General features: G+C 62.8%; 17 protein-coding genes. 5 read left to right on the top strand and 12 right to left on the bottom strand.

The annotated features are described in order from the left end of the window. Window positions 1–32: 32 nt before the first annotated feature. The 9 genes from bamA to rpsB form a co-directional block, all read right to left on the bottom strand. Window positions 33–2,414 carry an outer membrane protein assembly factor BamA gene (gene bamA, locus HNO82_RS01570; RefSeq protein ID WP_008328437.1) on the bottom strand — a complete coding sequence of 794 codons (2,382 nt, stop codon included), beginning with the start codon at window positions 2,412–2,414 and terminating at the stop codon, window positions 33–35. 202 nt (window positions 2,415–2,616) lie between these two features. Further along, complete coding sequence (gene rseP, locus HNO82_RS01565) at window positions 2,617–3,990, bottom strand: RIP metalloprotease RseP (RefSeq protein WP_175342516.1); 1,374 nt, start codon at window positions 3,988–3,990, stop codon at window positions 2,617–2,619. Next, complete coding sequence (gene ispC / locus HNO82_RS01560; RefSeq protein ID WP_175342515.1) at window positions 3,987–5,159, bottom strand: 1-deoxy-D-xylulose-5-phosphate reductoisomerase; 1,173 nt, start codon at window positions 5,157–5,159, stop codon at window positions 3,987–3,989. Before ispC ends, rseP begins: the two co-directional genes overlap by 4 nt. Window positions 5,160–5,185: 26 nt before the next feature. Beyond that, complete coding sequence (locus HNO82_RS01555) at window positions 5,186–6,013, bottom strand: phosphatidate cytidylyltransferase (protein WP_008328431.1); 828 nt, start codon at window positions 6,011–6,013, stop codon at window positions 5,186–5,188. Further along, window positions 6,013–6,771, bottom strand: coding sequence for a polyprenyl diphosphate synthase (gene uppS, locus HNO82_RS01550; protein WP_175342514.1), 759 nt, complete (start codon window positions 6,769–6,771; stop codon window positions 6,013–6,015). The genes HNO82_RS01555 and uppS overlap by 1 nt, the downstream gene beginning before the upstream one ends. 189 nt (window positions 6,772–6,960) lie before the next feature. After that, entirely contained in the window at window positions 6,961–7,521 is a 561-nt protein-coding gene (gene frr / locus HNO82_RS01545) for a ribosome recycling factor (protein ID WP_175342513.1), read from the bottom strand. A gap of 126 nt (window positions 7,522–7,647) precedes the next feature. Then, window positions 7,648–8,364, bottom strand: a complete 717-nt coding sequence (pyrH, locus tag HNO82_RS01540) for a UMP kinase (RefSeq protein WP_008328425.1) — start codon at window positions 8,362–8,364, stop codon at window positions 7,648–7,650. 336 nt (window positions 8,365–8,700) lie between these two features. Next, window positions 8,701–9,588 (bottom strand): translation elongation factor Ts, encoded by an 888-nt coding sequence (gene tsf / locus HNO82_RS01535; RefSeq protein WP_175342512.1) that lies wholly within the window; start codon window positions 9,586–9,588, stop codon window positions 8,701–8,703. A 136-nt stretch (window positions 9,589–9,724) separates the two neighbouring features. Next, window positions 9,725–10,465 carry a 30S ribosomal protein S2 gene (gene rpsB, locus HNO82_RS01530; RefSeq protein ID WP_175342511.1) on the bottom strand — a complete coding sequence of 247 codons (741 nt, stop codon included), beginning with the start codon at window positions 10,463–10,465 and terminating at the stop codon, window positions 9,725–9,727. Window positions 10,466–10,787: 322 nt separating this feature from the next. Between rpsB and map the strand changes: the two genes are divergently transcribed. The 3 genes from map to HNO82_RS01515 all read left to right on the top strand — a co-directional run bounded on the left by map (window position 10,788) and on the right by HNO82_RS01515 (window position 15,176). After that, window positions 10,788–11,612, top strand: a complete 825-nt coding sequence (map, locus tag HNO82_RS01525; protein WP_175342510.1) for a type I methionyl aminopeptidase — start codon at window positions 10,788–10,790, stop codon at window positions 11,610–11,612. Between the two features lie 154 nt (window positions 11,613–11,766). Further along, window positions 11,767–14,319: a [protein-PII] uridylyltransferase gene (locus HNO82_RS01520; RefSeq protein WP_175342509.1), complete on the top strand. Its 2,553-nt coding sequence runs from the start codon at window positions 11,767–11,769 to the stop codon at window positions 14,317–14,319. Window positions 14,320–14,429: 110 nt separating this feature from the next. Further along, entirely contained in the window at window positions 14,430–15,176 is a 747-nt protein-coding gene (locus HNO82_RS01515; RefSeq protein WP_175342508.1) for a pseudouridine synthase, read from the top strand. Window positions 15,177–15,250: 74 nt separating this feature from the next. Here the strand turns inward: HNO82_RS01515 and HNO82_RS01510 are convergent, their stop codons facing one another. Together HNO82_RS01510 and HNO82_RS01505 are read right to left on the bottom strand one after the other, a co-directional pair. After that, window positions 15,251–15,736 carry a cyanophycin metabolism-associated DUF1854 family protein gene (locus HNO82_RS01510; RefSeq protein WP_175342507.1) on the bottom strand — a complete coding sequence of 162 codons (486 nt, stop codon included), beginning with the start codon at window positions 15,734–15,736 and terminating at the stop codon, window positions 15,251–15,253. Between the two features lie 4 nt (window positions 15,737–15,740). Continuing rightward, a complete protein-coding gene (locus HNO82_RS01505; protein WP_175342506.1) occupies window positions 15,741–18,017 on the bottom strand; it encodes a cyanophycin metabolism-associated ABC transporter in 2,277 nt (758 codons plus the stop codon). Window positions 18,018–18,692: 675 nt separating this feature from the next. Here HNO82_RS01505 and HNO82_RS01500 point away from each other — a divergent pair. Together HNO82_RS01500 and cphA are read left to right on the top strand one after the other, a co-directional pair. Beyond that, window positions 18,693–20,891 (top strand): cyanophycin synthetase, encoded by a 2,199-nt coding sequence (locus tag HNO82_RS01500; RefSeq protein ID WP_175342505.1) that lies wholly within the window; start codon window positions 18,693–18,695, stop codon window positions 20,889–20,891. Between the two features lie 53 nt (window positions 20,892–20,944). Next, on the top strand, window positions 20,945–23,518 hold the full coding sequence (cphA, locus tag HNO82_RS01495; RefSeq protein WP_175342504.1) for a cyanophycin synthetase: 2,574 nt from the start codon (window positions 20,945–20,947) through the stop codon (window positions 23,516–23,518). A gap of 96 nt (window positions 23,519–23,614) precedes the next feature. Here cphA and def read toward each other — a convergent pair whose 3' ends face one another. Further along, on the bottom strand, window positions 23,615–24,151 hold the full coding sequence (gene def / locus HNO82_RS01490) for a peptide deformylase (protein ID WP_008328395.1): 537 nt from the start codon (window positions 24,149–24,151) through the stop codon (window positions 23,615–23,617). Window positions 24,152–24,204 lie beyond the last annotated feature (53 nt).

Genomic DNA, 24,204 nt, shown 5'->3' with positions numbered 1-24,204 from the left:
ACTCTCCGTATTACGAATCAATGATGACCGCTTTAGAAGCCGGTACCCAGTTGGAACTGGAAGGTTTGAGACTTGTCACCCGTCTTCAGGTTCAATGGCTTGCCGAAGCTGAGCTTCAGCGGGCCGATCGGCGATACCCAGCTGATACCGACACCGGCCGAATAGCGCAGGTCGTTGAACTTGATGTTCTGGCCGTCGGCGAAGACGTTGCCGCCGTCAAAGAAGGTGAACCAGCGCAGCGTGCGGTCCTGGCCCGAGCCCGGGAACGGGAACTGCAATTCGGCGTTGCCGTACAGACGCGAGGCGCCACCCATGGAGTCGCCGTACTGGTCTTTCAGGCTACCCAGGGACGAAGCTTCATAGCCGCGGACGGTGCCGATACCGCCGGCATAGTAGTTCTTGAACACCGGATAGGGTTTACCGCCGATGCCGCGACCATAGTCGACCTCGCCGTTCAAGGCCAGCGTGACGGCCTTGCTGAAGAACGGCTGGAAGTACTGGTGCTGGTAGCTGGCACGGTAGTACTTCAGCGAACCCAGATAGGAAACTTCCAGGTTGGCTCGCTGGTAGCGACCCGTGGTCGGCACCAGGGCCGAGTCACGACCGTCACGCTGCCAGGCGACGGTCAGCGGGATGCTGGTGGTACGGGCGCTGCCGATGCCGCAGGTAGCCGTCGAGGAAACGTCGGTTACGTCGCAACCGGCACCGCCGGCACCGCCGAAGTCACGCACATACTGGCGATACAGCGAGGGGCTGGTGCTGTCGGTGCTGACCTGGGTATTTTCCAGGCCGATACCAAAGAACACGCGGTCCAGTTCGGAGAACGGCACGCCGAACTTGATGCTGCCACCCAGCGTCTTGACGCGGTAGTCACCGGTCGCGTAGACCGAAGGACGAATCGTGCGCAGGTAGACTTCGTAGGTGCGGCTGATGCCGTCATCGGTGAAGTAGGGATTGGTGGTCGAGACCGAGATCGTGCGATAGCGCGAGCTGGTGTTGATGTCGATCCCGACGGTATTGCCGCTGCCGAAGGCGTTTTCCTGCGAGATCGAGCCGGTCAGGCTGAGCTTGTCCGATTGCGAGAAGCCGGCACCGACCATGATGTTGCCGGTCGGCTTTTCCTCGACCTTCATGTTCACATCGACCTGGTCGCTGGTGCCCGGCACTTCCGGCGTATCGATGGTGACTTCCTTGAAGTAGCCCAGACGGTCCACGCGGTCGCGCGAGAGCTTGATCTTCTCGCCGTCATACCAGGAATCCTCGAACTGGCGGAATTCGCGGCGGATCACTTCATCGCGGGTCTTGGTATTGCCGGCAATGTTGACGTGACGCACGTAGACGCGCTTGCCCGGATCGACCATGATGGTGAAGGCGACTTGCTTCTTCTCGCGGTCCACATTGGGATTGGCGTTGACGTTGGCGAAGGCGTAACCGAAGTTGCCCAGACGTTCGCCGATCTTCTTGGTGCTCTCGGTGAGCTTGGCGCCGGAATAGACGTCGCCCTTCTTCAGCTGCACCAGCTTGGCCAGTTCCGGCTCCATGCCGAACATCTCGCCTTCCAGCTTGATGTCGGAGACGGTGTACTTCTCGCCTTCCTTGATGTTGACCGTGATGTAGATGTCTTTCTTGTCGGGCGTGATCGACACCTGGGTCGATTCGACCTGCATTTCCAGATAGCCACGATCCAGGTAGTAGGAACGCAGGGTTTCGATGTCGCCCTGCAGCTTTTCCTTGGAGTACTGGTCGGCCTTGGTGTACCAGGTGAACCAGCCCGGCGTGGTCAGCTTGATCTGGTCACGCAGGGTGCTGTCGGAGAAGACCTTGTTGCCGACGAAGTTGATCTGCTTGATGCGGGAGACTTCACCCTCGTCCACCGAGAAGGTGATGGCCACGCGATTGCGCTCCACCGGAGTGACGGTGGTGGTGACCTTGGCGCCATACAGGCCGCGCGAGAGGTACTGACGCTTGAGTTCCTGTTCGGCGCGATCGACCTGCGAACGGTCGAAGATGCGCGACTCGGCCACGCCGATTTCCTTCAGGGCCTTGGTCAGCTGTTCCTTGTCGAACTCCTTGATGCCGGAGAAGTCGACGCTGGCGATGGCCGGACGCTCGACCACCTGCACCACCAGCACGTCGCCTTCGGCCTCGATGCGCACGTCGCGGAAGAAACCGGTGGCATACAGCGCCTTGATGGCGGCCGTGGCCTTTTCATCATTGAAGGTATCGCCCACGCGCACCGGCAGGTAGCTGAAGACGGTGCCGGCCTCGGTACGCTGAATGCCTTCGACGCGGATATCCTTGACCACGAACGGCGTGATGGCCATGGCCTGGCTGGAGCACAGGGCAAAGGCGGCAGCGGCAATCAGGCGACGGGAGAGAGTCGGAATGGGATGTTGCGCAGGGTGTAATTTCATCTATCGTTCATCTACAGTTTTTCGCCGCGGCACTGCCTGACATGATGCTGGTAAGCAATTGAAAACGGATTCCTGATCCATTGCCAATTGCTTAACAACTGCCATCGGGGTTGGCCGGCAAATGTAAAAAATCCGGTCTTTCTCGCTGCCCTGCCGTCATTCGATTGCTCGACTGCACGGCGGGGGCGGCATCAGGCCGGATTCATCCTTGGAACATCAGTCGCACGATATCGTTGAATGCGGCAACGAGCATCAGCGCCATCAGTAATCCCAGGCCGGCGCGCTGCGCGATTTCCCCAAACCGCTCGGAAACGGGCCGCCCTGTCAAAATCTCCAGCGCATAATACAGCAAATGACCGCCGTCTAAAACCGGGATTGGCAACAGATTCATCACCCCCAGGCTGATACTGATGAAGGCCAGGAAACTCAGGTAGCTCACCAGACCCACGCGGGCGGTCTGTCCGGCATAGTCGGCAATGGTGATGGGGCCGGTGATGTTCTTCAGCGAGACCTGGCCGATGACCATCTTGCCGATCATCTTGATGGTCATCACGCTGGTATCCCAGGTACGCCGGGCGCCCTTGGCCACTGCCGTCAGCGGCCCGTCACTGATGGTCGCCATCTCGGGTGCCAGCGGTATTTCAACCTTGATGCGACCGATGCGCTTGCCGCTCTGGGCCTCTTCCACCGTGTCCGGGGTGACCCGCACCTCAAGCGCTGCGCTACCGCGCAGCCCCTGCAACAGCAATGGCTTGCCGGCGGACTCGCGGATCTTTTCCACGAAGGCCAGGCCATCCTGTACCGGCATGCCATCGATGGCCGTGATGCGGTCGCCGCTTTGCAGACCCGCCGCCTTGGCCGGGCCCTCCATGATCTTGCCCAGCACGGCGGGTGGACGAGCCAGTGCCAGGCCCAGTTTGGCCAGGAAGTCGCCTTCCAGTTCATTGCTGTCGATGCCGCCCAGGCGCAGGGTGACGGTGTCGAGCAGCTTGCCGCTGCCGTCGCGATTGGGGCGCTCGACGTCGATGCGGGCATCGGCCTTTTCCAGCACCAGCTGCATCAGTTTCCAGCGCACCTCTGACCATACCTGCACCGGCGCACCATTGATGGCGGTGATGCGGTCACCTGCCCGCAGGCCGGCCTGGTAGGCTGCCGTCTGTTCGGCCGCCGCGCGCAGTACGGGCACCGGCTCCGGCACGCCGTGCATGTAAAGACCTGCAAACAGGACAATGGCCAGCAGGAAATTGGCGATCGGACCGGCGGCCACGATGGCGATGCGACGCCAGACGGATTGGCGGGTGAATTCGCGCTTGAGATCGGCTTCCGGGATGTCTTCCAGCGGCTGTTCGCGGGCATCCAGCATCTTCACATAGCCGCCCAGCGGCAGGATGGAGATAGCCCACTCGGTCTGGTCGCGGCCGAAGCGGCGGGACCAGATCACCCGGCCCATACCGACCGAAAAGCGCAATACCTTCACACCACACCATCGCGCCACCAGGTAATGCCCCAGCTCATGGACCACCACCAGGGTGCCCAGGGCCACGAAGAAAGCGATCAGGGTATGCAGCAAGGTCATCGTGAAATCAGGGCGCAGGCAAGGTCACGCGCCTGCCGGTCCTGATCCAGCAGGGCCGTGATGTCGTCGGCTTGCCGGTTGGGAATGGCGGACATGACCTCTTGGATCAGGGGGGCGATCTTCCCGAAGCCGATGCGGCGATCAAGGAAGGCTTGCACGGCGACTTCGTTGGCGGCGTTGAGGATGGCCGCCAGCGTACCACCGGCTCGCAGGGCATCATACGCCAGTTTCAGGCAGGGGAAGCGCTGATAGTCCGGCGCAAGGAAGGACAATTGCGCAATCTGCGCCAGTTCCAGCGGCGCCACGCCCGAGGCGATACGCTCCGGATAGGCCAGCGCATTGGCGATGGGCGTGCGCATGTCGGGATTGCCCAGCTGCGCCAGCACCGAGCCATCGGCATAGGAGACCATGGAATGGATGACGCTCTGCGGGTGAATGACCACCTCGATCTTCTCGGCCGGCGCCCCGAAGAGCCAGTGCGCCTCGATGACTTCCAGGCCCTTGTTCATCATGGTGGCCGAATCCACCGAGATCTTGCGCCCCATCACCCACTTGGGATGGGCCACCGCCTCCTCTACCGTGACCTGGTCCAGCGTATTCACGTCGCGCTGCAGGAACGGGCCGCCGGAAGCCGTCAACAGGATCTTCTCGACCCCGTGCGCCGCCATCGAGCGGGTATAGCCCGCAGGCAGGCACTGGAAGATGGCGTTGTGCTCGCTGTCGATAGGCAGCAGGCTGGCGCCATGGGCTTGTACCGCATCCATGAGCAGCTGGCCGGAGATGACCAGCGCCTCCTTGTTGGCCAGCAGGATCTTCTTGCCGGCACGCGCCGCAGCCAGGGTAGAGGCCAGCCCGGCGGCACCGACGATGGCCGCCATGACCATGTCGCAGCCGTCGGCCGCGGCGATATCGCACAGTGCCTCTGGACCGTGGAGCACCTCGGTGGACAGGTCGGCGGCACGCAGCAGGGCCTGCAATTGGGCTGCCGCATCGGCCGAGCCGACCACCGCCACTTGCGGACGGAAACGCCGGCACTGCTCTGCCAGCTCGGCCACCCGGGAGTGGGCGCTCAACGCAAAGACGCGATATCGGTCGGGATGACGGGCCACCACGTCCAGCGTGGATACGCCGATGGAGCCGGTAGCGCCGAGAATGCTGATGGACTGCATGGAATTTCCAGGAGGAAAGTGGCGGCTCAGGCAGCCGCCAGCCACAGATCGACCAACGCTGCCAGCGGCAGCACCGGGATGAGCGCATCGATACGGTCGAGCACACCGCCATGGCCGGGCAGCAGGTTGCTGCTGTCCTTCATGCCGGCGCGGCGCTTGAGCTGCGACTCGAACAGGTCACCGACCACGCTGGCGGCCACCATGAGGCTCAACACACCGACAAAGCCGCCCCAGCCCCAGCGATTGAAGAGCTGATACTGGAAGGTCTCGCCCCCGCCCATGGACATGGCCACCGCCGCCGAGATCACCAGCACGGCCAGCCAGCCGCCGATGGCACCTTCCCAGGACTTGCCCGGGGAAATGGTGGGCGCCAGCTTGTGGCGGCCGAACCCCTTGCCCGAGAAATAAGCGCCGATATCGGCCACCCACACCACCGCCATCACCGAGAGCAGATACAGCGGCGAATGCTGGAACAGGTCCACGATGGCCACGAAGCAACCGAGGATGGACAGCATGTAGGTAGCGTTGAGCAGGCGATTGCTGAAGGCCTCGATCCCGGGCAGCCCCAGCCCCAATGCCGGTACGAAGCGCAAGACCCACAACAGGACGCACAACACGTACAGGGCGCGCACGCTGGGCAGGCCCGAGAAGAACAGGATCACGCTGAAGACCAGCGTCCATACGGCCGCCCACAGGGTCGGCCGCGGGCTCTTGAAGAGTCGGAAGCATTCCCAAGAACCGGCGGCAAAAAATACCAGCACCGCCATGGCAAAGGCCGGGAAATAAGCGAAATACAGGATCGGCAACAGGATTGCCAGCAGGATCAACGCCGTGATGACACGCGTCTTGAGCATCAGGAAACCTTTTTCTGGTCCAGCACCTGGGCGCTGGTGCGCCCGAAGCGGCGCTCGCGTTGTTGATAGGAACCGATCGCCTGGTCCAGCGCCTTGGCATCGAAATCAGGCCAGAAAGTCTCGGTGAAATACAGCTCGCTATAGGCCAGCTGCCACAACAGGAAATTGGAGATACGCTGCTCGCCGCCGGTGCGGATGAACAGGTCAGGCTCGGGAGCGTAGGCCATGGCCAGGTAAGGGGCCAGCTCTTCTTCGGTGTAGTCGGTAGCACCCGGCTTGTCCTTGACCATCCTGGAGACAGCCTGCATCACATCCCAGCGGCCGCCATAGTTGGCACACACGGTCAGCGTCAGGCGCCTGTTGGCGGCGGTCTGGGCTTCGGCCTTGGCCGCCATTTCCTGCAGTTTGGGATCGAAGCGACTCATATCGCCGACGATGCGCAGGCGGATGCCATTGTTGGCCATCTTGCCCACTTCGCGCTCCAGCACCGTCATGAACAGACGCATCAGGACCGACACTTCGTCGGCAGGACGGCGCCAGTTCTCGGAGCTGAAGGCAAACAGGGTGAGAAATTCGATACCGCGCTCGGCGGCGGCCTCGACGATGGAGCGCACCGCGTCCACCCCCTTGGCATGGCCCGCCACACGCGGCAGGAAACGTTTGGTCGCCCAACGACCATTGCCGTCCATGATGATGGCAACATGGCGCGGTACCGCGGAGGTCTCCGGAACCGCCAGAGTTGAGCTTTGATGCTTCATGTAAATGATTTATTGCTTTTCCGTGCAAGGGAGGGAAGCGACTCATGGTAATGGGGCGGGGCCGCTTTGACAAACCGGCCAGTTCTGCCCCTACCGCCTTCCCCGCTCCCCGCCTGCACTTTTTCTGTCTTCGACTGGTCGTGCAGCGCGGTCGCCAGAGCAGCCGCGCGTGGGCCCTGCAAGGACGGCTTACACCGTCATGACTTCCTTTTCCTTCTCGGAGACCATCTTGTCGATGTCGGCGACGAACTTGTCGGTCAGCTTCTGGATCTCGTCCTGGCCACGGCGCTCTTCATCTTCCGAGGCGATCTTGTCCTTGACCAGCTTCTTCAGACCTTCGTTGCCTTCGCGGCGGATGTTGCGCACGGCGATCTTGGCATCTTCGGCTTCGCTCTTGACCAGCTTGACCATTTCCTTGCGGCGTTCTTCGGTCAGCGCGGGCATCGGCACGCGGATCAGGTCGCCATGGGTGGCCGGATTGAGGCCCAGGTCGGCTTCGCGAATGGCCTTTTCGATGACGGCGGCCATCTTCTTCTCGAAGGGCTGCACACCGATGGTGCGGGCATCGATCAGGGTCAGGTTGGCGACCTGCGACAGGCCGGTCGGCGAACCATAGTATTCGACCATGACCTGGTCCAGCAGGCCGGTGTGGGCACGGCCGGTACGGACCTTGGCCAGATTGGTCTTGAGGGTTTCGATGGACTTGGCCATCTTCTGCTCGGTATTTTTCTTGACGTCAGCGACACTCATGCTGCTCTCCTAACTTTGGTGCAATAACTTGGCTTGTCTTGATGGCAAATGCCTGAAAGACGGGCATTGTAAACGGGAATCCCGGCCTGCGGCCGGTTTCTGCACTGCAATATCGTTCAGATATGATCAGACGTGGACCAGGGTCCCTTCGTCGTCACCCATGACCACGCTCTTCAACGCGCCCGGCTTGACGATGGAAAACACCTTGATCGGCAGCTTCTGGTCACGGCACAGCGCAAAGGCGGTCGCATCCATCACCTGCAGGTGCTTGGCGATGGCTTCGTCGAAGGAAATCGACTGGTAGCGGGTCGCTGTCGGGTCCTTCTTGGGGTCGGCGGTGTAGACGCCATCGACCTTGGTGGCCTTCAGCACGATCTGGGCACCGATTTCCGAACCACGCAGGGCGGCCGCGGTGTCGGTGGTGAAGAAGGGGTTGCCGGTGCCGGCAGCGAAGACCACGATCTTGCCTTCTTCCAGGTATTGCAGCGCCTTGGGGCGCACGTAGGGCTCGACCACCTGCTCGATGCCGATGGCCGACATCACGCGGGCCGTCAGGCCGGCCTGGCGCATGGCATCGGCCAGGGCCAGCGAGTTCATGACGGTGGCCAGCATGCCCATGTAGTCGGCGGTCGCACGATCCATGCCCTGGGCGCCCGGCGCCACGCCGCGGAAAATGTTGCCGCCACCGATCACGATGGCCAGTTCCACGCCCAGTTTGCTGATTTCTGCTACATCCGCGACCATGCGTTCGATGGTCGCGCGATTGATACCGTAGGCGTCGTCGCCCATGAGTGCTTCGCCGGAGAGTTTGAGGAGTACGCGCTTGTAAGCTGGTGTTGTCATTGCAGGGCTCCGTGTTCTTTCCGAGGTTGAATTACGTATTGACGCGCCGGCACTCGCTGTAGCCCGACGAAATGGCGCATTTTCGTCATCAGGGATCGTCCGAACGCATGAGGGGATTGTGCTGCTGCGCCTTGATGTACTGCCTGTATTGCCTGTATTGCTGCTTGCTGCTTGCTGCTTGCTGCTTGCTGCTGGTACTGCAGATTCCGCCTGCCTTGCCCTGCCCTCATCAACGCCAGCCAATTGCTGACCCTGACTGTAGATGCGGACGGCCGCGAAAGTTCCCGGTGGCCGGCTTAAAAAAACGGGCCTCTCGGCCCGTTTTTCCTGCGACGCTTACTGAGCTTGTTTCGCTGCAGCCACTTGCGCTGCGACTTCAGCTGCGAAGTCGTCCTGCTTCTTCTCGATGCCTTCGCCGACCACGTACATGGCGAACGACTTGACGGTGGTATTGGCCGCCTTCAACATCTGTTCGACGCTTTGCTTGTCGTTCTTCACGAAAGCCTGGTTGAACAGCGACACTTCCTTCAGGTACTTCTGCACCGAACCGTCCACCATCTTGGCGACGATATCAGCGGGCTTGCCGGATTCGGCAGCCTTCAGGGCCGCGACCGAGCGTTCCTTCTCGATCAGGTCGGCCGGCACTTGCTCGGACGACAGAGCGACCGGCTTCATGGCGGCGATGTGCATGGCCACGTCCTTGCCGACCTGCTCTTCGGCGCCGTCGAACTCGACGATCACGCCAATGCGGGTGCCGTGCAGGTAGGAAGCCAGCTTGCCGGTGGTTTCGAAACGCTGGAAGCGACGGAACGACATGTTCTCGCCGATGCGGCCGATCAGTTCGGTGCGCAGTTCTTCCAGGGTCTTGCCGTCGGCCAGCTTGCAGGCGCCCAGGGCAGCCACGTCAGCCGGGTTCTGCTCGACCACCAGCTTGGCAGCGGCTTCGACCAGACCGATGAACTCGTCGTTCTTGGTCACGAAGTCGGTTTCGCAGTTCACTTCGACCAGCGCGCCGACCTTGCCAGCGATGTAGGTCGAGATCACGCCTTCTGCGGTGATGCGGGAAGAGGCCTTGGAAGCCTTGCTGCCCAGCTTGACGCGCAGAATCTCTTCGGCCTTGGCCATGTCGCCATCGGCTTCGGTCAGCGCCTTCTTGCATTCCATCATCGGCGCGTCGGTCTTCGCACGCAGATCGCCCACCATTGCTGCGGTAATTGCCGCCATACTTTTCTCCTGACTTGGAGGCATCCCGCATTTGCGGCATGCCTGAAACTCGAAAATTGAATCAAAAAAAAGGGGCCACTGCGTCACTACCCGCTGTCACCCCTTTTTGGACTACCGTACTACCGGAAGAGCAGAATCAAGCCTGCTCGACCTCGACGAATTCATCGCCCTTGACTGCTTCGACGACGTCGTTGACGGCGTTGGCGCGGCCTTCCAGCACGGCGTCAGCCATGCCGCGAGCGTACAGAGCGATCGCCTTGGCGGAGTCGTCGTTGCCCGGGATCACGTAGGTGACACCTTCGGGCGAGTGGTTGGTATCGACCACGCCGATGACCGGAATGCCCAGCTTGGCGGCTTCGGTGATGGCGCCCTTGTGGTAGCCGACGTCGATGACGAAGATGGCGTCAGGAATGCCGCCCATGTCCTTGATGCCGCCGATGGCCTTCTGCAGCTTTTCCTGTTCACGGGTGAACAGCAGGGCTTCCTTCTTCGACAGCTTCTCGACCGAACCGTCTTCGATGGCAGCTTCCATGTCCTTCAGACGCTTGATGGAGGTCTTGATGGTCTTGAAGTTGGTCAGCATGCCGCCCAGCCAGCGCTGGTCAACGTAGGGCACGCCAGCGCGTTGCGCTTCAGCGGCCAGGATGTCGCGGGCTTGACGCTTGGTGCCGACGAACAGGATGGTGCCGCGATTGGCCGACAGCTGGCGCACGTACTTGACGGCTTCCTGGTACATGCCCAGGGTCTTTTCCAGGTTGACGATGTGAATCTTGTTGCGATGGCCGAAAATGAAGGGGGCCATCTTGGGGTTCCAGAAGCGGGTTTGGTGACCGAAGTGGACACCGGCTTCCAGCATTTCGCGCATGGTAACGGACATGAATTTCTCCAGGGTTAGGTCTGGAATCCGCTCGGTCATCCGGCTCATGCAGCCGGACACCCTTTTAGCGAACGGATTCGCGTTTCAAAAGATTTTTACGACAGTTTTTACAACATTTATTGTCAAAGCCACATGAAGAATCACTCCGCACATCACATTCGACAACCAATCCGTGGTTTCAGATCAGCCCGGCATTCTACTCGACCCTGCCCTTTTGTTCAAGTAGCACATGAAGCCAGGTCGCCCCGAGCGCACAAAACAGAAACCACCCCCGTCGTCTATAATCCTGACTTGACGATTTTCTAGCGAATTGCGATTCATCATGGGCAACATCACCATCAAGACCGCCGAAGACATCGAAGGCATGCGCGTGGCCGGCCGGCTGGCCGCCGAGGTGCTGGACTACATCACCCCCTTCGTGAAACCGGGCGTGACCACCGGCGAGATCGACCGCCTCTGCCACGAGTACATGACCAACGTGCAAGGCAGCATCCCGGCCCCGCTGAACTACTGTCCGCCGGGCTACACGCCCTACCCCAAGGCGATCTGCACGTCCCTCAACGACGTGATCTGCCATGGCATCCCGGGCGACAAGGTGATGAAGAACGGTGACGTGCTCAACATCGACGTCACCATCATCAAGGATGGTTACCACGGCGACACCAGCCGCATGTTCTTCCTGGGCGAACCCTCCATCCTGGCGCGCCGCCTGACCGAAATCACGTATGAGTGCATGTGGCTGGGTATCTCCAAGATCAAGCCCGGCGCCCACCTGGGCGACATCGGCCATGTCATCCAGCAGCATGCCGAAAAGGCCGGCTACAGCGTGGTGCGCGAATTCTGCGGCCACGGCATCGGCAAGGTCTTCCATGAAGAGCCGCAGGTGCTGCACTACGGTCGTCCCGGCACGCTGGAAAGGCTGGAAGCCGGCATGATCTTCACGGTCGAACCGATGATCAACGCCGGCCGCCGTGAAATCCGCGAAATGGGCGATGGCTGGACCATCAAGACCAAGGATCGCAGCCTGTCGGCCCAGTGGGAACACACCGTGCTGGTCACCGAGACCGGTTTCGAGGTACTGACGGTGTCGCCCGGCATGCCGGCGCCGCCCGCCTTCATCCAGAACCAGGTCGCCACCCCGGCGTGATCCTGGCCGCCGGAACCATGTGCCCATCCACGCTGCGCACAGTTTCCGGCACGAAACCTGCTTGGGGCCCGAAGCCGCATGGGGATGCGGCTTCGTTCACGTTTGGCGCCGCCCCGCCGCCTTGCCAGCACTGATTGTCTGATTGCCTACCACGATGCCCACACTCGCCATCACGCTCAAGAAACAGCTCAAGGCCGCGCGCCAGCAAGCCATCGAGGTGTTCCAGTCCAACCACAAGACCGAGCAGTTGCTGGCGCAGTTGCGCCGCAACGTGGATGAGGCCCTCACCACCGCCTGGGAGGAACTGGGCATGTCCGGCAACGCCGCCCTGGTGGCCGTGGGCGGCTATGGTCGGGGCGAGCTGTTCCCGCATTCGGATGTGGACGTGCTGATCCTGCTGGACCAGACCCCGGATGCCGCCAAGAAGGAAAAACTGGAGTCCCTGGTACAGTTGTTCTGGGACATCGGTCTGGAAATTGGCCACAGCATCCGCACCATCGACGAGTGCCTGGACGAATCCGCCGCCGACATCACGGTACAGACCAGTCTGCTGGAAGCCCGCCTGGTGACCGGCAACCGTGCTCTTTTCAAGCAATTGCAGGAACGCTACCTGGCCGCACTGGACCCGCTGGCCTTCTTCCAGGCCAAGACCCTGGAAATGCGCCAGCGCCACATCAAATATGAAGATACCCCCTACAGTCTGGAACCCAACTGCAAGGAAAGTCCCGGCGGCCTGCGTGACCTGCAGGTGATCCTGTGGGTAGCCAAGGCAGCGGGCCTGGGCAATTCCTGGGGCGAACTGGCCGAGCACGGCATGCTGACCTCCACCGAGGCGCGCCAGTTGCGTCAGAAGGAACGCGCCTTCAAGGACATCCGCATCCGCCTGCACATCGTCACGGATCGCCGTGAAGACCGCCTGGTATTCGACATCCAGACCCCGATTGCCGAGACCTTCGGCTTCAAGACCACCGACACCCGGCGCGCCAGCGAATACCTGATGCAGCGCTACTACTGGGCCGCCAAGGCGGTCACCCAGTTGAACACCATCCTGCTGCAGAACATCGAAGCGCACCTGTTCCCGCAGCAGGCCGTGCCGCGCCCGCTCAACGAGCGCTTCAATGAAGTCAACGGATTCGTCGACATCGCCCATGACAAGGTCTTCGAGGAGACGCCTTCGGCCATGCTGGAAGTGTTTCTGGTACTGTCCGAGCATCCGGAACTCAAGGACATGTCCGCGCGCACCCTGCGTGCGCTGTGGCACGCGCGCTTCAAGATCGACAACGCCTTCCGCGCCAATCCGGAGAATCACCGCCTGTTCATGCAGATCATCCAGAGCAAGCGCGGCATCACCCATGCCCTGCGCGGGATGAACTCCACCAGCGTGCTGGGCCGCTATCTGCCGAACTTCCGCCAGATCGTCGGGCAGATGCAGCATGACCTGTTCCATGTCTACACGGTGGACCAGCACATCCTGATGGTGGTGCGCAACGTACGCCGCTTCACCATGAGCGAACACGCGCATGAATACCCCTTCTGCAGCCAGTTGATGGCCAACTTCGGCCAGCCCTGGGTGCTGTATGTTGCAGCACTGTTCCACGACATCGCCAAGGGCCGGGGTGGCGACCACTCCAAGCTGGGCATGGCCGACGCCCGCGCCTTCTGCGAGCAGCACGGCATCTCGCCGGACAATACCGAGCTGATCGTGTTTCTGGTCGAGCAGCATCTGGCCATGTCGCACGTGGCGCAGAAACAGGACATGTCGGACCCCGACGTCATCACCGCCTTCGCCCAGCTGGTCAAGGATGAGCGCCATCTGACCGCACTCTACCTGCTGACGGTGGCTGACATCCGCGGTACCAGCCCCAAGGTCTGGAACGCCTGGAAGGGCAAGCTGCTCGAAGACCTCTACCGCATGACCCTGCGCGTGCTGGGCGGAGAAGCCCCCTCGGCCGACCGCGAACTGAAGAACACCCAGCAGGAAGCCATCAAGACCCTGCGCCTCTACGGCCTGCCGGCCGATGCCCACGAAAAGCTGTGGAAGCAGCTGGACGTGGCCTACTTCCTGCGCCACGACGCCTCCGACATCGCCTGGCAGACGCGCTGCTTCTACGACAAGGTGGAGACCGGCGTACCGCTGGTGCGCTGCCGCCTGGCGCCCATTGGCGAAGGGGTGCAGGTGGCGGTCTACACACCCGACCGCCCCGACCTGTTTGCGCGCATCTGCAGCTATTTCGATGAAAAAAGCTTCAGCATCTTCGACGCCAAGATCCACACCACCCGCAACAACTACGCGCTGGATGCCTTCCTCATCAATGCGCCGGTGTTTGCCAAGAACTACCGCGACATCATCAACCTGATCGAGCACGAGCTCGGCGCCCTGCTGCTGTCGGAGGAGCCGCTGCCGGCACCGTCCAAGGCGCGCCTGTCGCGCCTGTCGCGCACCTTCCCGGTCAATCCCTCGGTGGACCTGCGCCCGGATGAACGCGGCCAGTATTACCTGCTGTCGGTCTCGGCCAATGACCGAGCCGGACTGCTGTATTCGATCTCCAACGTGCTGGCCAAGTATCGGATCAACCTGCACACGGCCAAGGTCATGACGCTGGGCGAGCGCGTGGAAGACGTGTTCCTCATCGACGGCCCGGGCCTGTCCCAGCCACGCAACCAGATCATGCTGGAAACCGAGCTGCTCCAGACCCTGCGCATCTGACCCGGCTCACCCTGTCCGCGCTGCCGCCCGGTCTGGCGCGGCGGCGCGGCTGGCCGTACAATCTCACCCTCGCCGCTGGCCGGCCCTCCGTTTTTCGCAAGGCAATCCCCATGACTGAACCTGTACGACTTTCCAAACGCATGTCCGAACTCGGCCTGTGCTCGCGCCGCGAAGCCGACGAGTGGATCGAGAAAGGCTGGGTGCGCGTGGATGGCCAGGTGGTGTCGGTGCTGGGCAGCAAGGTGCTGCCGCACCAGAAGGTCACCGTGGAACGTCAGGCCAGCGCCGAACAGGCCCAGCGCGTGACCATCCTCATCAACAAGCCCATGGGCTACGTCAGCGGCCAGGCCGAGGATGGCTACAAGCCGGCCGTGGTGCTGGTCAATGAACAGTCGCGCTGGGCCGAAGACCAGACCGAGATGCGCTTCCACCCGCGCCAGTTGAAGAGCCTGGTGCCGGCTGGACGGCTGGACATCGATTCGGTGGGCCTCCTGGTACTGACCCAGGATGGCCGCATCGCCAAGCAGTTGATCGGCGAGGATTCGGCGGTCGACAAGGAATACCTGGTGCGCGTGCAATACACCCGCCCCGGCAAGCTGCCCGAATCCGATCTCAAGCGCCTGAACCACGGCCTCATCATGGACGGCAAGCCGCTGCGTCCGGCCAAGGTGATGTGGCAGAACGAAGATCAGCTGCGCTTCATCCTGCGCGAAGGCAAGAAGCGCCAGATCCGCCGCATGTGCGACATGGTGGGGCTGAAGGTGATCGGCTTGAAGCGCGTGCGTATCGGCGGGGTGAAGCTGGGTGAACTGCCGACCGGCCAGTGGCGCTATCTGCGACCGGACGAGAAGTTCTGAACGCGATCCCCTGGATGAAAAAACGGCCCTGACTCACCATCAGGGCCGTTCTCTTTTGCAGCAGGCAAAAGGGATCAGAGGAAGCGATCCAGAATCTTGCGGCTGTGCTTGTCCAGCGCCTTCTGGTCGCGGATCAGGAACTGGATGCCGTGACTGTCCGCAATCAGCAGTGCCGGCGCCGCCAGGCGACGGATGTCTTCCTCGCCCTTGAGCGTGAAGGTGGTGGTGCCACGCGTGGTCTGCACGGTCCAGTCGCTGGGCGTGGCGAAGGTGGAGACACTGACGATGCGCTGGATCTCCGGCATGAATTCGCGGCTGGCGAGTTCTTCCTCGATCAGGCGGCGCGTCGCGGCATCCACTTGATCCAGCGTGTCGATCCAGGCCAGCTCATGACCATCGCTGCTGACCAGAGATAGCCCGCTTTCAGGCGATGTGATCGGAAATGCACGCACCGGAATCACGTGCTCGTGCACGCCGCCCTGGGCGTCGGTGAGCACCAGGCGCCCGAAAGGATTGCGTGCCAATGTGAAGGTTTGGGCAAAATTCATCGTGGTGCTCATGGCCTTATTCGCCCTTCTCTTCTTCGCTCACCGAGACCTCGGCCTCGCCATCAGGATTGCGCGCCTGGGCCTGGTAGAGCTTGTAGTAATGCCCTTCACGGGCCATCAGTTCTTCGTGGTTGCCGACCTCGACCACCTGGCCGCGATCCAGCACGACCAGGCGATCAGCCTTGCGCAGCGTCGACAGGCGGTGCGCGATGGCAATCGTGGTACGGCCTTGCACCAGGTTGTCCAGCGCCTTCTGGATTTCCTTTTCGGTGGTGGTATCGACCGAGGAAGTGGCTTCGTCCAGGATCAGGATGCGCGGATCAATCAGCAGCGCACGCGCAATCGAGATGCGCTGGCGTTCCCCGCCCGACAGCGCCTGGCCGCGCTCGCCCACCAGCGAGTCATACCCCTGCGGCAAACGCAGGATGAATTCATGCGCATGGGCGGCACGGGCGGCGGCGATGATTTCTTCACGCGTGGCTTCCGGCTTGCCGTAGGCGATGTTCTCGGCAATCGTGCCAAAGAACAGGAAGGGTTCCTGCAGCACCAGACCGATGTTGCGGCGATATTCGGAAATCGGCAGCGAACGAATGTCCACGCCGTCGATGCGAATCGCGCCTTCGGAGACATCGTAGAAGCGGCAGATCAGGTTCACCATGGTGGACTTGCCGGAACCGCTGTGGCCGACCAGGCCGATCATCTCGCCCGGCGCAATGGACAGGCTCATGTTGCGGATCACCGCGCGGTTGCCGTAGCGGAAGCCAATGTTGCGCACTTCGATGGCGCCCTGCACCTTTTCCAGATGCACCGGATTGGCCGGCTCCGGCACGCTGGAGACGTGGTCCAGGATGTCGAAGATGCGCTTGGCGCCGGCCGCGGCCTTCTGCGTGACCGAAACGATGCGGCTCATCGAATCCAGGCGCGTATAAAAACGGCTGATGTAGGCCAGGAAGGCGGTCAGCACACCGACCGTGATCTGGTTGCTGGAGACCTGCCAGATCCCGAACACCCACACCACCAGCAAGCCCACTTCGGTCAGGAAAGTGACCGTGGGCGTAAAGAGTGACCAGATCTTGTTGACGCGGTCATTAACCATCAGGTTGTGCCGGTTGGCCTCGCGGAAACGCGCCACCTCACGCTTTTCCTGCGCAAAAGCCTTCACCACGCGGATGCCGGGAATCGTATCGGCCAGCACGTTGGTCACTTCCGACCAGATGCGGTCGATCTTTTCGAAGCCGTGTCGCAGGCGGTCGCGCACCACGTGGATCATCCAGGCGATGAACGGCAGCGGCAGCAGCGTCACCAGCGCCAGCCAGGGGTTGATGGAGATCAGGATGGCCGCCGTCATGATGATCATCAGCACATCGATGGCGAAATCCAGCAGGTGCAGCGACAGGAACACGCAGATGCGGTCAGTTTCCGAGCCGATGCGCGCCATCAGGTCACCGGTGCGCTTGCCGCCAAAATACTCCTGCGACAGTCGCAGCAGGTGCGCATAGGTGGTGGTGCGCAGGTCCGCGCCGATGCGCTCGGACACCAGCGCCAGGATGTAAGTGCGCGCCCAGCCCAGGCCCCAGGCCAGCAATGCCGCACCCAGGAGGCCCGACAGGTAGAGCGTGGCCAGGTGGGTGTTGATGGGGGTGCCGTTCTGGAACGGGATCAGCACATTGTCCATCAGCGGCATGGTCATGTAGGGCGGCACCAGCGTGGCAGCGGTGGAGGCCAGCGTCAGCAGAAAGCCCAGCAGCAGCGAGCCCTTGTAGGGCTTGGCAAAGCGCGACAGGCGGAACAGCGCCCAGGTGGAAGGCGGCGCTTCCTTGGTCTCGGGACAGATGGCACAGGTTTCCTGGCCTTCCGGCAGCACGGCCTTGCAGGTCGGGCAGACGTCGCCCTCTTCCTCGACCTGTACGCCCGAGGCCAGCAGATCGCGTTGTTGCTCGAACAGCTTGATCAGGCGCAGTGCCTGCGGGTTCTGGGCCAGCGTATAGCGCCAGGCTCCCTGGCGACCGGCGTCGTCGCACAGCTCCAGCGTCCCCACGCCGGCGTGGTCGACATGCTTGAGTTGCAGATCGGCGCGATAGGCCCAGTCCTGCCACGGCTGGCCGTCCGGTGCCACGGCCAGCAGGCGACGGTCGGTCGCCAGCACCAGCGACGACTTGAAGTGCAGTTGGGCGTCCAGGTCCAGTTCCAGCCAGGCCAGTACGGATTCACCCGGGGCCAGGCGGGCAGCGGTCTCCGTCTGCCAGCGCTCGGGCAGGCTGGCGGTCGCGGAAGGAATTGAGTCAGTAGTCATGTAACGGCAGCGTTGAGGCCCGAAGTGAGCAGTGTGGCTATTGTTTTAGGAGGTGCAGGTCTCGCCGGACCTGTTGTCTTGATGCCTGCAGTGATGTGCCAGCGGGCAGCGCGGGATTATAGCGCAGCGGCCCCGACTGCCCATGCGCAATCTGCACCCGCTGCCCGTCCATTCCGCAGCAGCCCTTCGATAACGCGAGAAGCCGTCAAACGGTGCACCGGCATGTTCACTGGAAGAGACGCCGGGATGATCTTTCTCGCAAGATGCGAACGGCTGATCGACACAAGCCTTCAGTCAGCACAGGCATCGCCTGTTTTTTCCGCCCGTGTTGCCACGGCAGCGGGACAGTCTGCGACAATATCGTTCACATCCACCTCCAGCCTTCCCGCATGAACGTCGCAGCTCGCCTGGTTTGCCCTGCCCGCATGTCCCCACGCAGGGGCCGACCTTGATACCATCAAGGCAACTTTCGTTTTCATTCAGTTATTCCCTCTGGCAAATGCAGTAAACCAAAAGCCGCCCTGCGCGTTAGTGAACCATGCGTTATTCTGACAGAGCGCTGACCGGCCTGCCGGGTGGCGCTGCAGCATGTCCGATGCGGCCAACATCGGGCAGCCCTGTCGGGCAACTTGGGCGAACTTGGCTTGGGCAACTACCGCGGACCATCCACCACACATGAAAAACATCGAATTCCTCCGTTTCCTGAATCTCAAGGGCCCCAACATCTGGACCTACCGCTCTGCCCTCGAAGTGTGGATCGATATCGGCGAACTGGAAGATTTTCCCTCCAATACCATCCCCGGCTTTCCCGAGCGCCTGACCACCTGGCTGCCGACCCTGATCGAACACCGCTGCAGCTATGAAGAGCGCGGCGGCTTCGTGCGCCGCCTGCACGAAGGCACCTGGCCCGGCCACATCCTCGAACACGTGACCCTGGAACTGCAGAACCTGGCCGGCCTGCCCGGCGGCTTCGGCAAGGCGCGCGAGACCAATGTGCGCGGCGTCTACAAGGTGGTGGTGCGCGCCCGCCATGAAACGGTCACCCGTGCCGCGCTCTTTGCCGCCCGCGACCTGGTGATGGCCGCCATCGAAGACCGTCCGTTCGACCTCGATACCACCCTGCGCAAGCTGCGCCGCATGGTCGACCGCCTGTGCCTGGGCCCCAGCACCGCCTGTATCGTCGATGCCGCCGACGAGCGCCGTATCCCGACCATCCGTCTCTCCGAAGGCAACCTGGTGCAGTTGGGCCACGGCTGCAAGTCGCGCCGCATCTGGACCGCCGAATCCGACCAGACCGGCGCGATTGCCGAAGGCATCTCCCGCGACAAGGATCTCACCAAGTCGCTGCTGCAAACCTGCGGCGTACCGGTCCCCGAAGGCCGCCTGGTGGATAGTCCCGAAGACGCCTGGGATGCCGCCCAGGACATCGGCCTGCCGGTGGTGGTCAAGCCTTGCGACGCCAACCACGGTCGTGGCGTCTTCATCGACCTGAATACCCGGGAAGAAATCGAGACCGCCTACAAGGTCGCGCTGGAAGAAGGTAGCGGCGTGCTGGTCGAACGCTTCGTGCCGGGCCTGGAACACCGCCTGCTGATCGTCGGCGGCAAGCTGGCTGCCGCCGCCCGCGGCGAACCCATCTTCATCGTCGGCGATGGCAAGTCCACCGTGCAGGAGCTGCTGGACGAACTGAACCGCGATCCGCGCCGCGGCCTGCTGGAAGAACACCTGCTGGACCCGGTGCTGCTGGACCGCGAACCGGCCGCCGTGCTGGAACTGCAGCGCCAGAATCTGACCACCGAATCGGTCCCCGCCGCCGGCCGCCGCATCCTGCTGCTGCGCAATGGCAACGTCTCCTCCGACATCACCGACCTGGTCCATCCCAGCGTCGCCGCCGCTGCCTCGCTGGCCGCGCGCATCGTCGGCCTCGATATCGCCGGCGTGGACATCGTGGCCGAAGACATCTCGCGTCCGCTGCAAGACCAGGGCGGTGCCATCGTCGAGGTCAACGCCGGCCCCGGCCTGCTGATGCACCTGAAGCCGTCGGATGGCAAGCCGCGTCCGGTTGGCGAAGCCATCGTCGACAACCTGTTCGGCCCGGAAGAAAACGGCCGCATCCCCATCGTCGGCGTCACCGGCACCCACGGCAAGACCACCATTTCGCGCCTGATCGCGCGCATCGTGCATCTGTCGGGCAAGCATGTGGGCCTGGCCTGCGGCGAGGGCCTCTACTTCGGCGAACGCCAGATCGAGCGCGGCAACCGCGCCACCTGGGATGCCGCCCATCGCGTGCTGTTGAACCGCGCGGTCGAAGCCGCCGTCTTCGAGAACGGCAGCGCCGCCATCCTCGCTGAAGGTCTGGCCTATGACCGCTGCCTGGTCGGCGTGGTCGCCAACATCGACCCCACCGACAGCCTGCCCGAGTTCTACATCGAAAACGCCGAGCAGATCGCCACCAAGGTCAAACGTACCCAGGTCGACCTGGTACTGCCGGATGGCGCCGCCGTGCTCAATGCCGACGACCCGCTGGTGGCCGACATGGCCCAGCTGTGCGATGGTGAAGTGATCTTCTTCAGCACCGATCCCGCGTCCGAACTGCTGGCCAGCCATCTCAAGGAAGGCGGCCGCGCCGTGTTCCTGCGCGATGGCGACCTGATCCAGGCCGACGGCGAGCGCCAGTGCAAGGTCAGCTCGGTCGATGCCATCCCGCTGACCGAAAACGGTGCCGTCGCCTACCAGGTCGAGAACGTCCTGGCCGCCGTCGGTGCCGCCTGGGCGCTGGGCATCGGCCCCGAGGTGATCCGTGCCGGCATCGAGCTCTTCGGCACCGAACGCGCCGAGGAACAAGGGCTGAAGTTCAAGAGCCAGGCCGCCTGAGCCCGGCAAGACCGACCGATTCAAGATCAAGAGACACCTAGGAAAAATTGTCCATGGACGTATCCCGCATTCGCGCCCTGCGCGGCCCCAATCTCTGGAGCAGACACACTGCCGTCGAAGCCATCGTTTCCTGCCCGGAAAACGAGCGCGTCATCGATGACATGCCCGGCTTCGAACTGCGCCTGCGCGCCCGCTTCCCGCAGATCGGCTTCCTCGAGCCCGATGGCGGCAAGCAGGTCGTCTCCATGGCCCATGCCCTGGCCGCCGCGGCCCTGGCGCTGCAAAGCCAGGCCGGCTGCCCGGTGACCTTCAGCCGCACCGTCTCCACCGTCGAGACCGGCATCTATCAAGTGGTGGTGGAATACAGCGAAGAAGAAGTCGGCCGCCTGGCCTTCGATCTGGCGCTGGAACTGGTGCGCGCCGCCCAGGCCGATGCGCCCTTCGACCTGACCGGCGCGCTGGCCCGCATCCGCGAACTGGATGAGGACGTGCGCCTGGGCCCCTCGACCGGCTCCATCGTCAATGCCGCCATCAAGCGCGGCATCCCCTATCGCCGCCTGACCCAGGGCAGCATGGTGCAATTCGGCTGGGGCAGCCGCCAGAAGCGCATCCAGGCCGCCGAGACCAGCAACACCAGCGCCATTGCCGAATCCATCGCCCAGGACAAGGACCTGACCAAGATGCTGCTGCACGCCGCCGGTGTGCCGGTGCCCAACGGTCGCGTGGTCGAGACCGTGGAAGACGCCCTCAAGGCCGCCGAGGAAATCGGCTCGGCCGTGGTCATCAAGCCGCTGGACGGCAACCAGGGCAAGGGGGTGGCCGTCAACATCAGCACCCCTGAACAGATCACCCGCGCCTTCAACAATGCGGCCCTGATCAGCGACGAAGTCATTGTCGAGCGCTACCTGCCCGGCCACGACTTCCGCCTGCTGGTGATCGGCAAGACCCTGGTGGCTGCCGCCCGCCGCGATCCGCCGCAAGTCATCGGCGATGGCGTGCACACCATCCGTCAGCTGATCGACCAGGTCAACGCCGACCCGCTGCGCGGTGACGGTCACGCCACCTCGCTGACCAAGGTACGCCTGGACGACATCGCCCTGTCGGTGCTGTCCGGCCAGAACCTGGACCCGGAATCCATCCCCGCCCAGGGCGTACGCGTGGTCCTGCGCAACAATGCCAACCTTTCCACCGGCGGCACCGCCACCGATGTCACCGATGACGTGCATCCGGACGTGGCCGCGCGCGCCATCGCAGCCGCACAAATGGTCGGGCTGGACATCTGCGGCGTGGACGTGGTCTGCAATTCGGTCCACATGTCGCTGGAAGAACAAGGCGGCGGCATCGTCGAAGTCAACGCTGCGCCCGGCCTGCGCATGCACCTCTCGCCCTCTTACGGCAAGGCGCGTGACGTCGGCGAAGCCATCATCTCGACCATGTACGAGGATGGCGACGATGGCCGTATCCCCGTGGTGGCCGTGGCCGGCACCAACGGCAAGACCACTACCGTGCGCCTGATCACCCATCTGCTGGCCAAGACCGGCCTGCGCGTGGGCATGACCAATACCGATGGCGTCTACATCGACGGCCAGCGCACCGATACGGGCGACTGCAGCGGCCCGCGCAGCGCCCGCAACGTGCTGTTCCATCCTGACGTGGATGCAGCCGTGCTGGAAACCGCCCGTGGCGGCGTGCTGCGCGAAGGTCTGGGCTTTGATCGCTGCGCCGTGGCGGTGGTCACCAACATCGGCATGGGCGACCACCTGGGTCTGTCCTACATCAGCACCGTGGAAGACCTGGCCGTGGTCAAGCGTGTCATCGTCGAGAACGTGGCGCCAACCGGCACTGCGGTGCTCAATGCGGCCGACCCCATGGTTTCGAAGATGGCTTCTTCCTGCCCCGGCTCGGTGACCTTCTTCGCGCTGGATCCGACCCATCCCATCATGGCCACCCACCGCGCACAGGGCCACCGCATCGTCTATCAAGACGGCGACGCCATCGTGGCCGCGCAGGGCACGTTCGAAAAACGCCTGAAGCTGTCCGGCATTCCGCTGACCCGCAGCGGCGCCATCGGCTTCCAGGTCGAGAACGTGATGGCTTCCGTGGGTGCGGCCTGGGCGCTGAACCTGGACTGGGAACAGATCACCGGCGCCCTGGCCAGCTTCATCAGCGACAGCGGCACCGCACCAGGCCGCTTCAACCTGTTCGACTACAAGGGTGCGACCCTGATCGCCGACTACGGCCACAATCCGGATGCGATCCAGGCGCTGATCAAGGCCGTCGACAGCCTGCCCGCCAAGCGCCGCTCGGTGGTCATCAGCGGTGCCGGTGACCGCCGCGACGTCGACATCACCCGCCAGACCGAACTGCTGGGCGATGCCTTCGATGAAGTCGTGCTGTATCAGGACCAGTGCCAGCGTGGCCGAGAAGACGGGGAAGTGATTGCTCTGTTGCGTCAGGGACTGGAAAAGGCCTCGCGTACCAGCGATGTGAAGGAAATCAACGGCGAATTCCTGGCCATCGATACGGCCCTCGCTACCCTGCAGCCAGGCGACCTGTGCCTGATCCTGATCGACCAGGTGGAAGAGGCGCTGGCCCATATCGACCAGCGTGTGAAGGAAAGCGCCTGATTTCAGGTGTACGCTTCACCGCGCCTTGAAACGAACATCCCGGCCTTGCGCCGGGATGTTTTTTTTGGGCTTCGCCAACGGACTGGAGAGTTTTTCTCAGTCGTCCTGGTTGGGGTCGAGCTCGGGGAACAGCACTTCCGTAAAGCCGAACTGACGGAAATCCCGGATGCGCATCGGATAGAGAATGCCCTGCAGGTGATCGCACTCATGCTGCACCACGCGCGCATGGAAGCCATCGACGGTACGGTCAATCACCTTGCCATACTGGTCCACGCCCTGGTAGCGCAACCGTGTCCAGCGCGGCACTACGCCGCGCATGCCGGGCACGGACAGGCAGCCTTCCCAGCCGTCTTCTTCCTGCTCGGACAAGGGTGTCAGCACGGGATTGATGAGCACCGTCTCCGGCACGGCCGGCGCATCCGGATAGCGCTGGTTGTGGCCGAAGCCGAAGATCACCAGTTGCAGATCCACCCCGATCTGGGGTGCGGCCAGACCGGCGCCATTGACGGCGCGCATGGTCTCGAACATGTCCTCGACCAGTTGTTCCAGTTCGGGCGTACCGAACTGCGTCACCGCTTGCGCCTGGCGCAGCAGGCGCGGGTCGCCCATCTTGAGTATCTCGCGTATGGCCATTGCCTCTCTCCATGAAACACGCCCGGCAGGAACCGGGCGTCATTGTGCAGCAG

The sequence above is a fragment of the Herbaspirillum sp. C9C3 genome (assembly GCF_013359625.1).
GTDB lineage: Bacteria > Pseudomonadota > Gammaproteobacteria > Burkholderiales > Burkholderiaceae_D > Herbaspirillum.
This window is presented reverse-complemented; position numbering and strand designations above follow the sequence as displayed.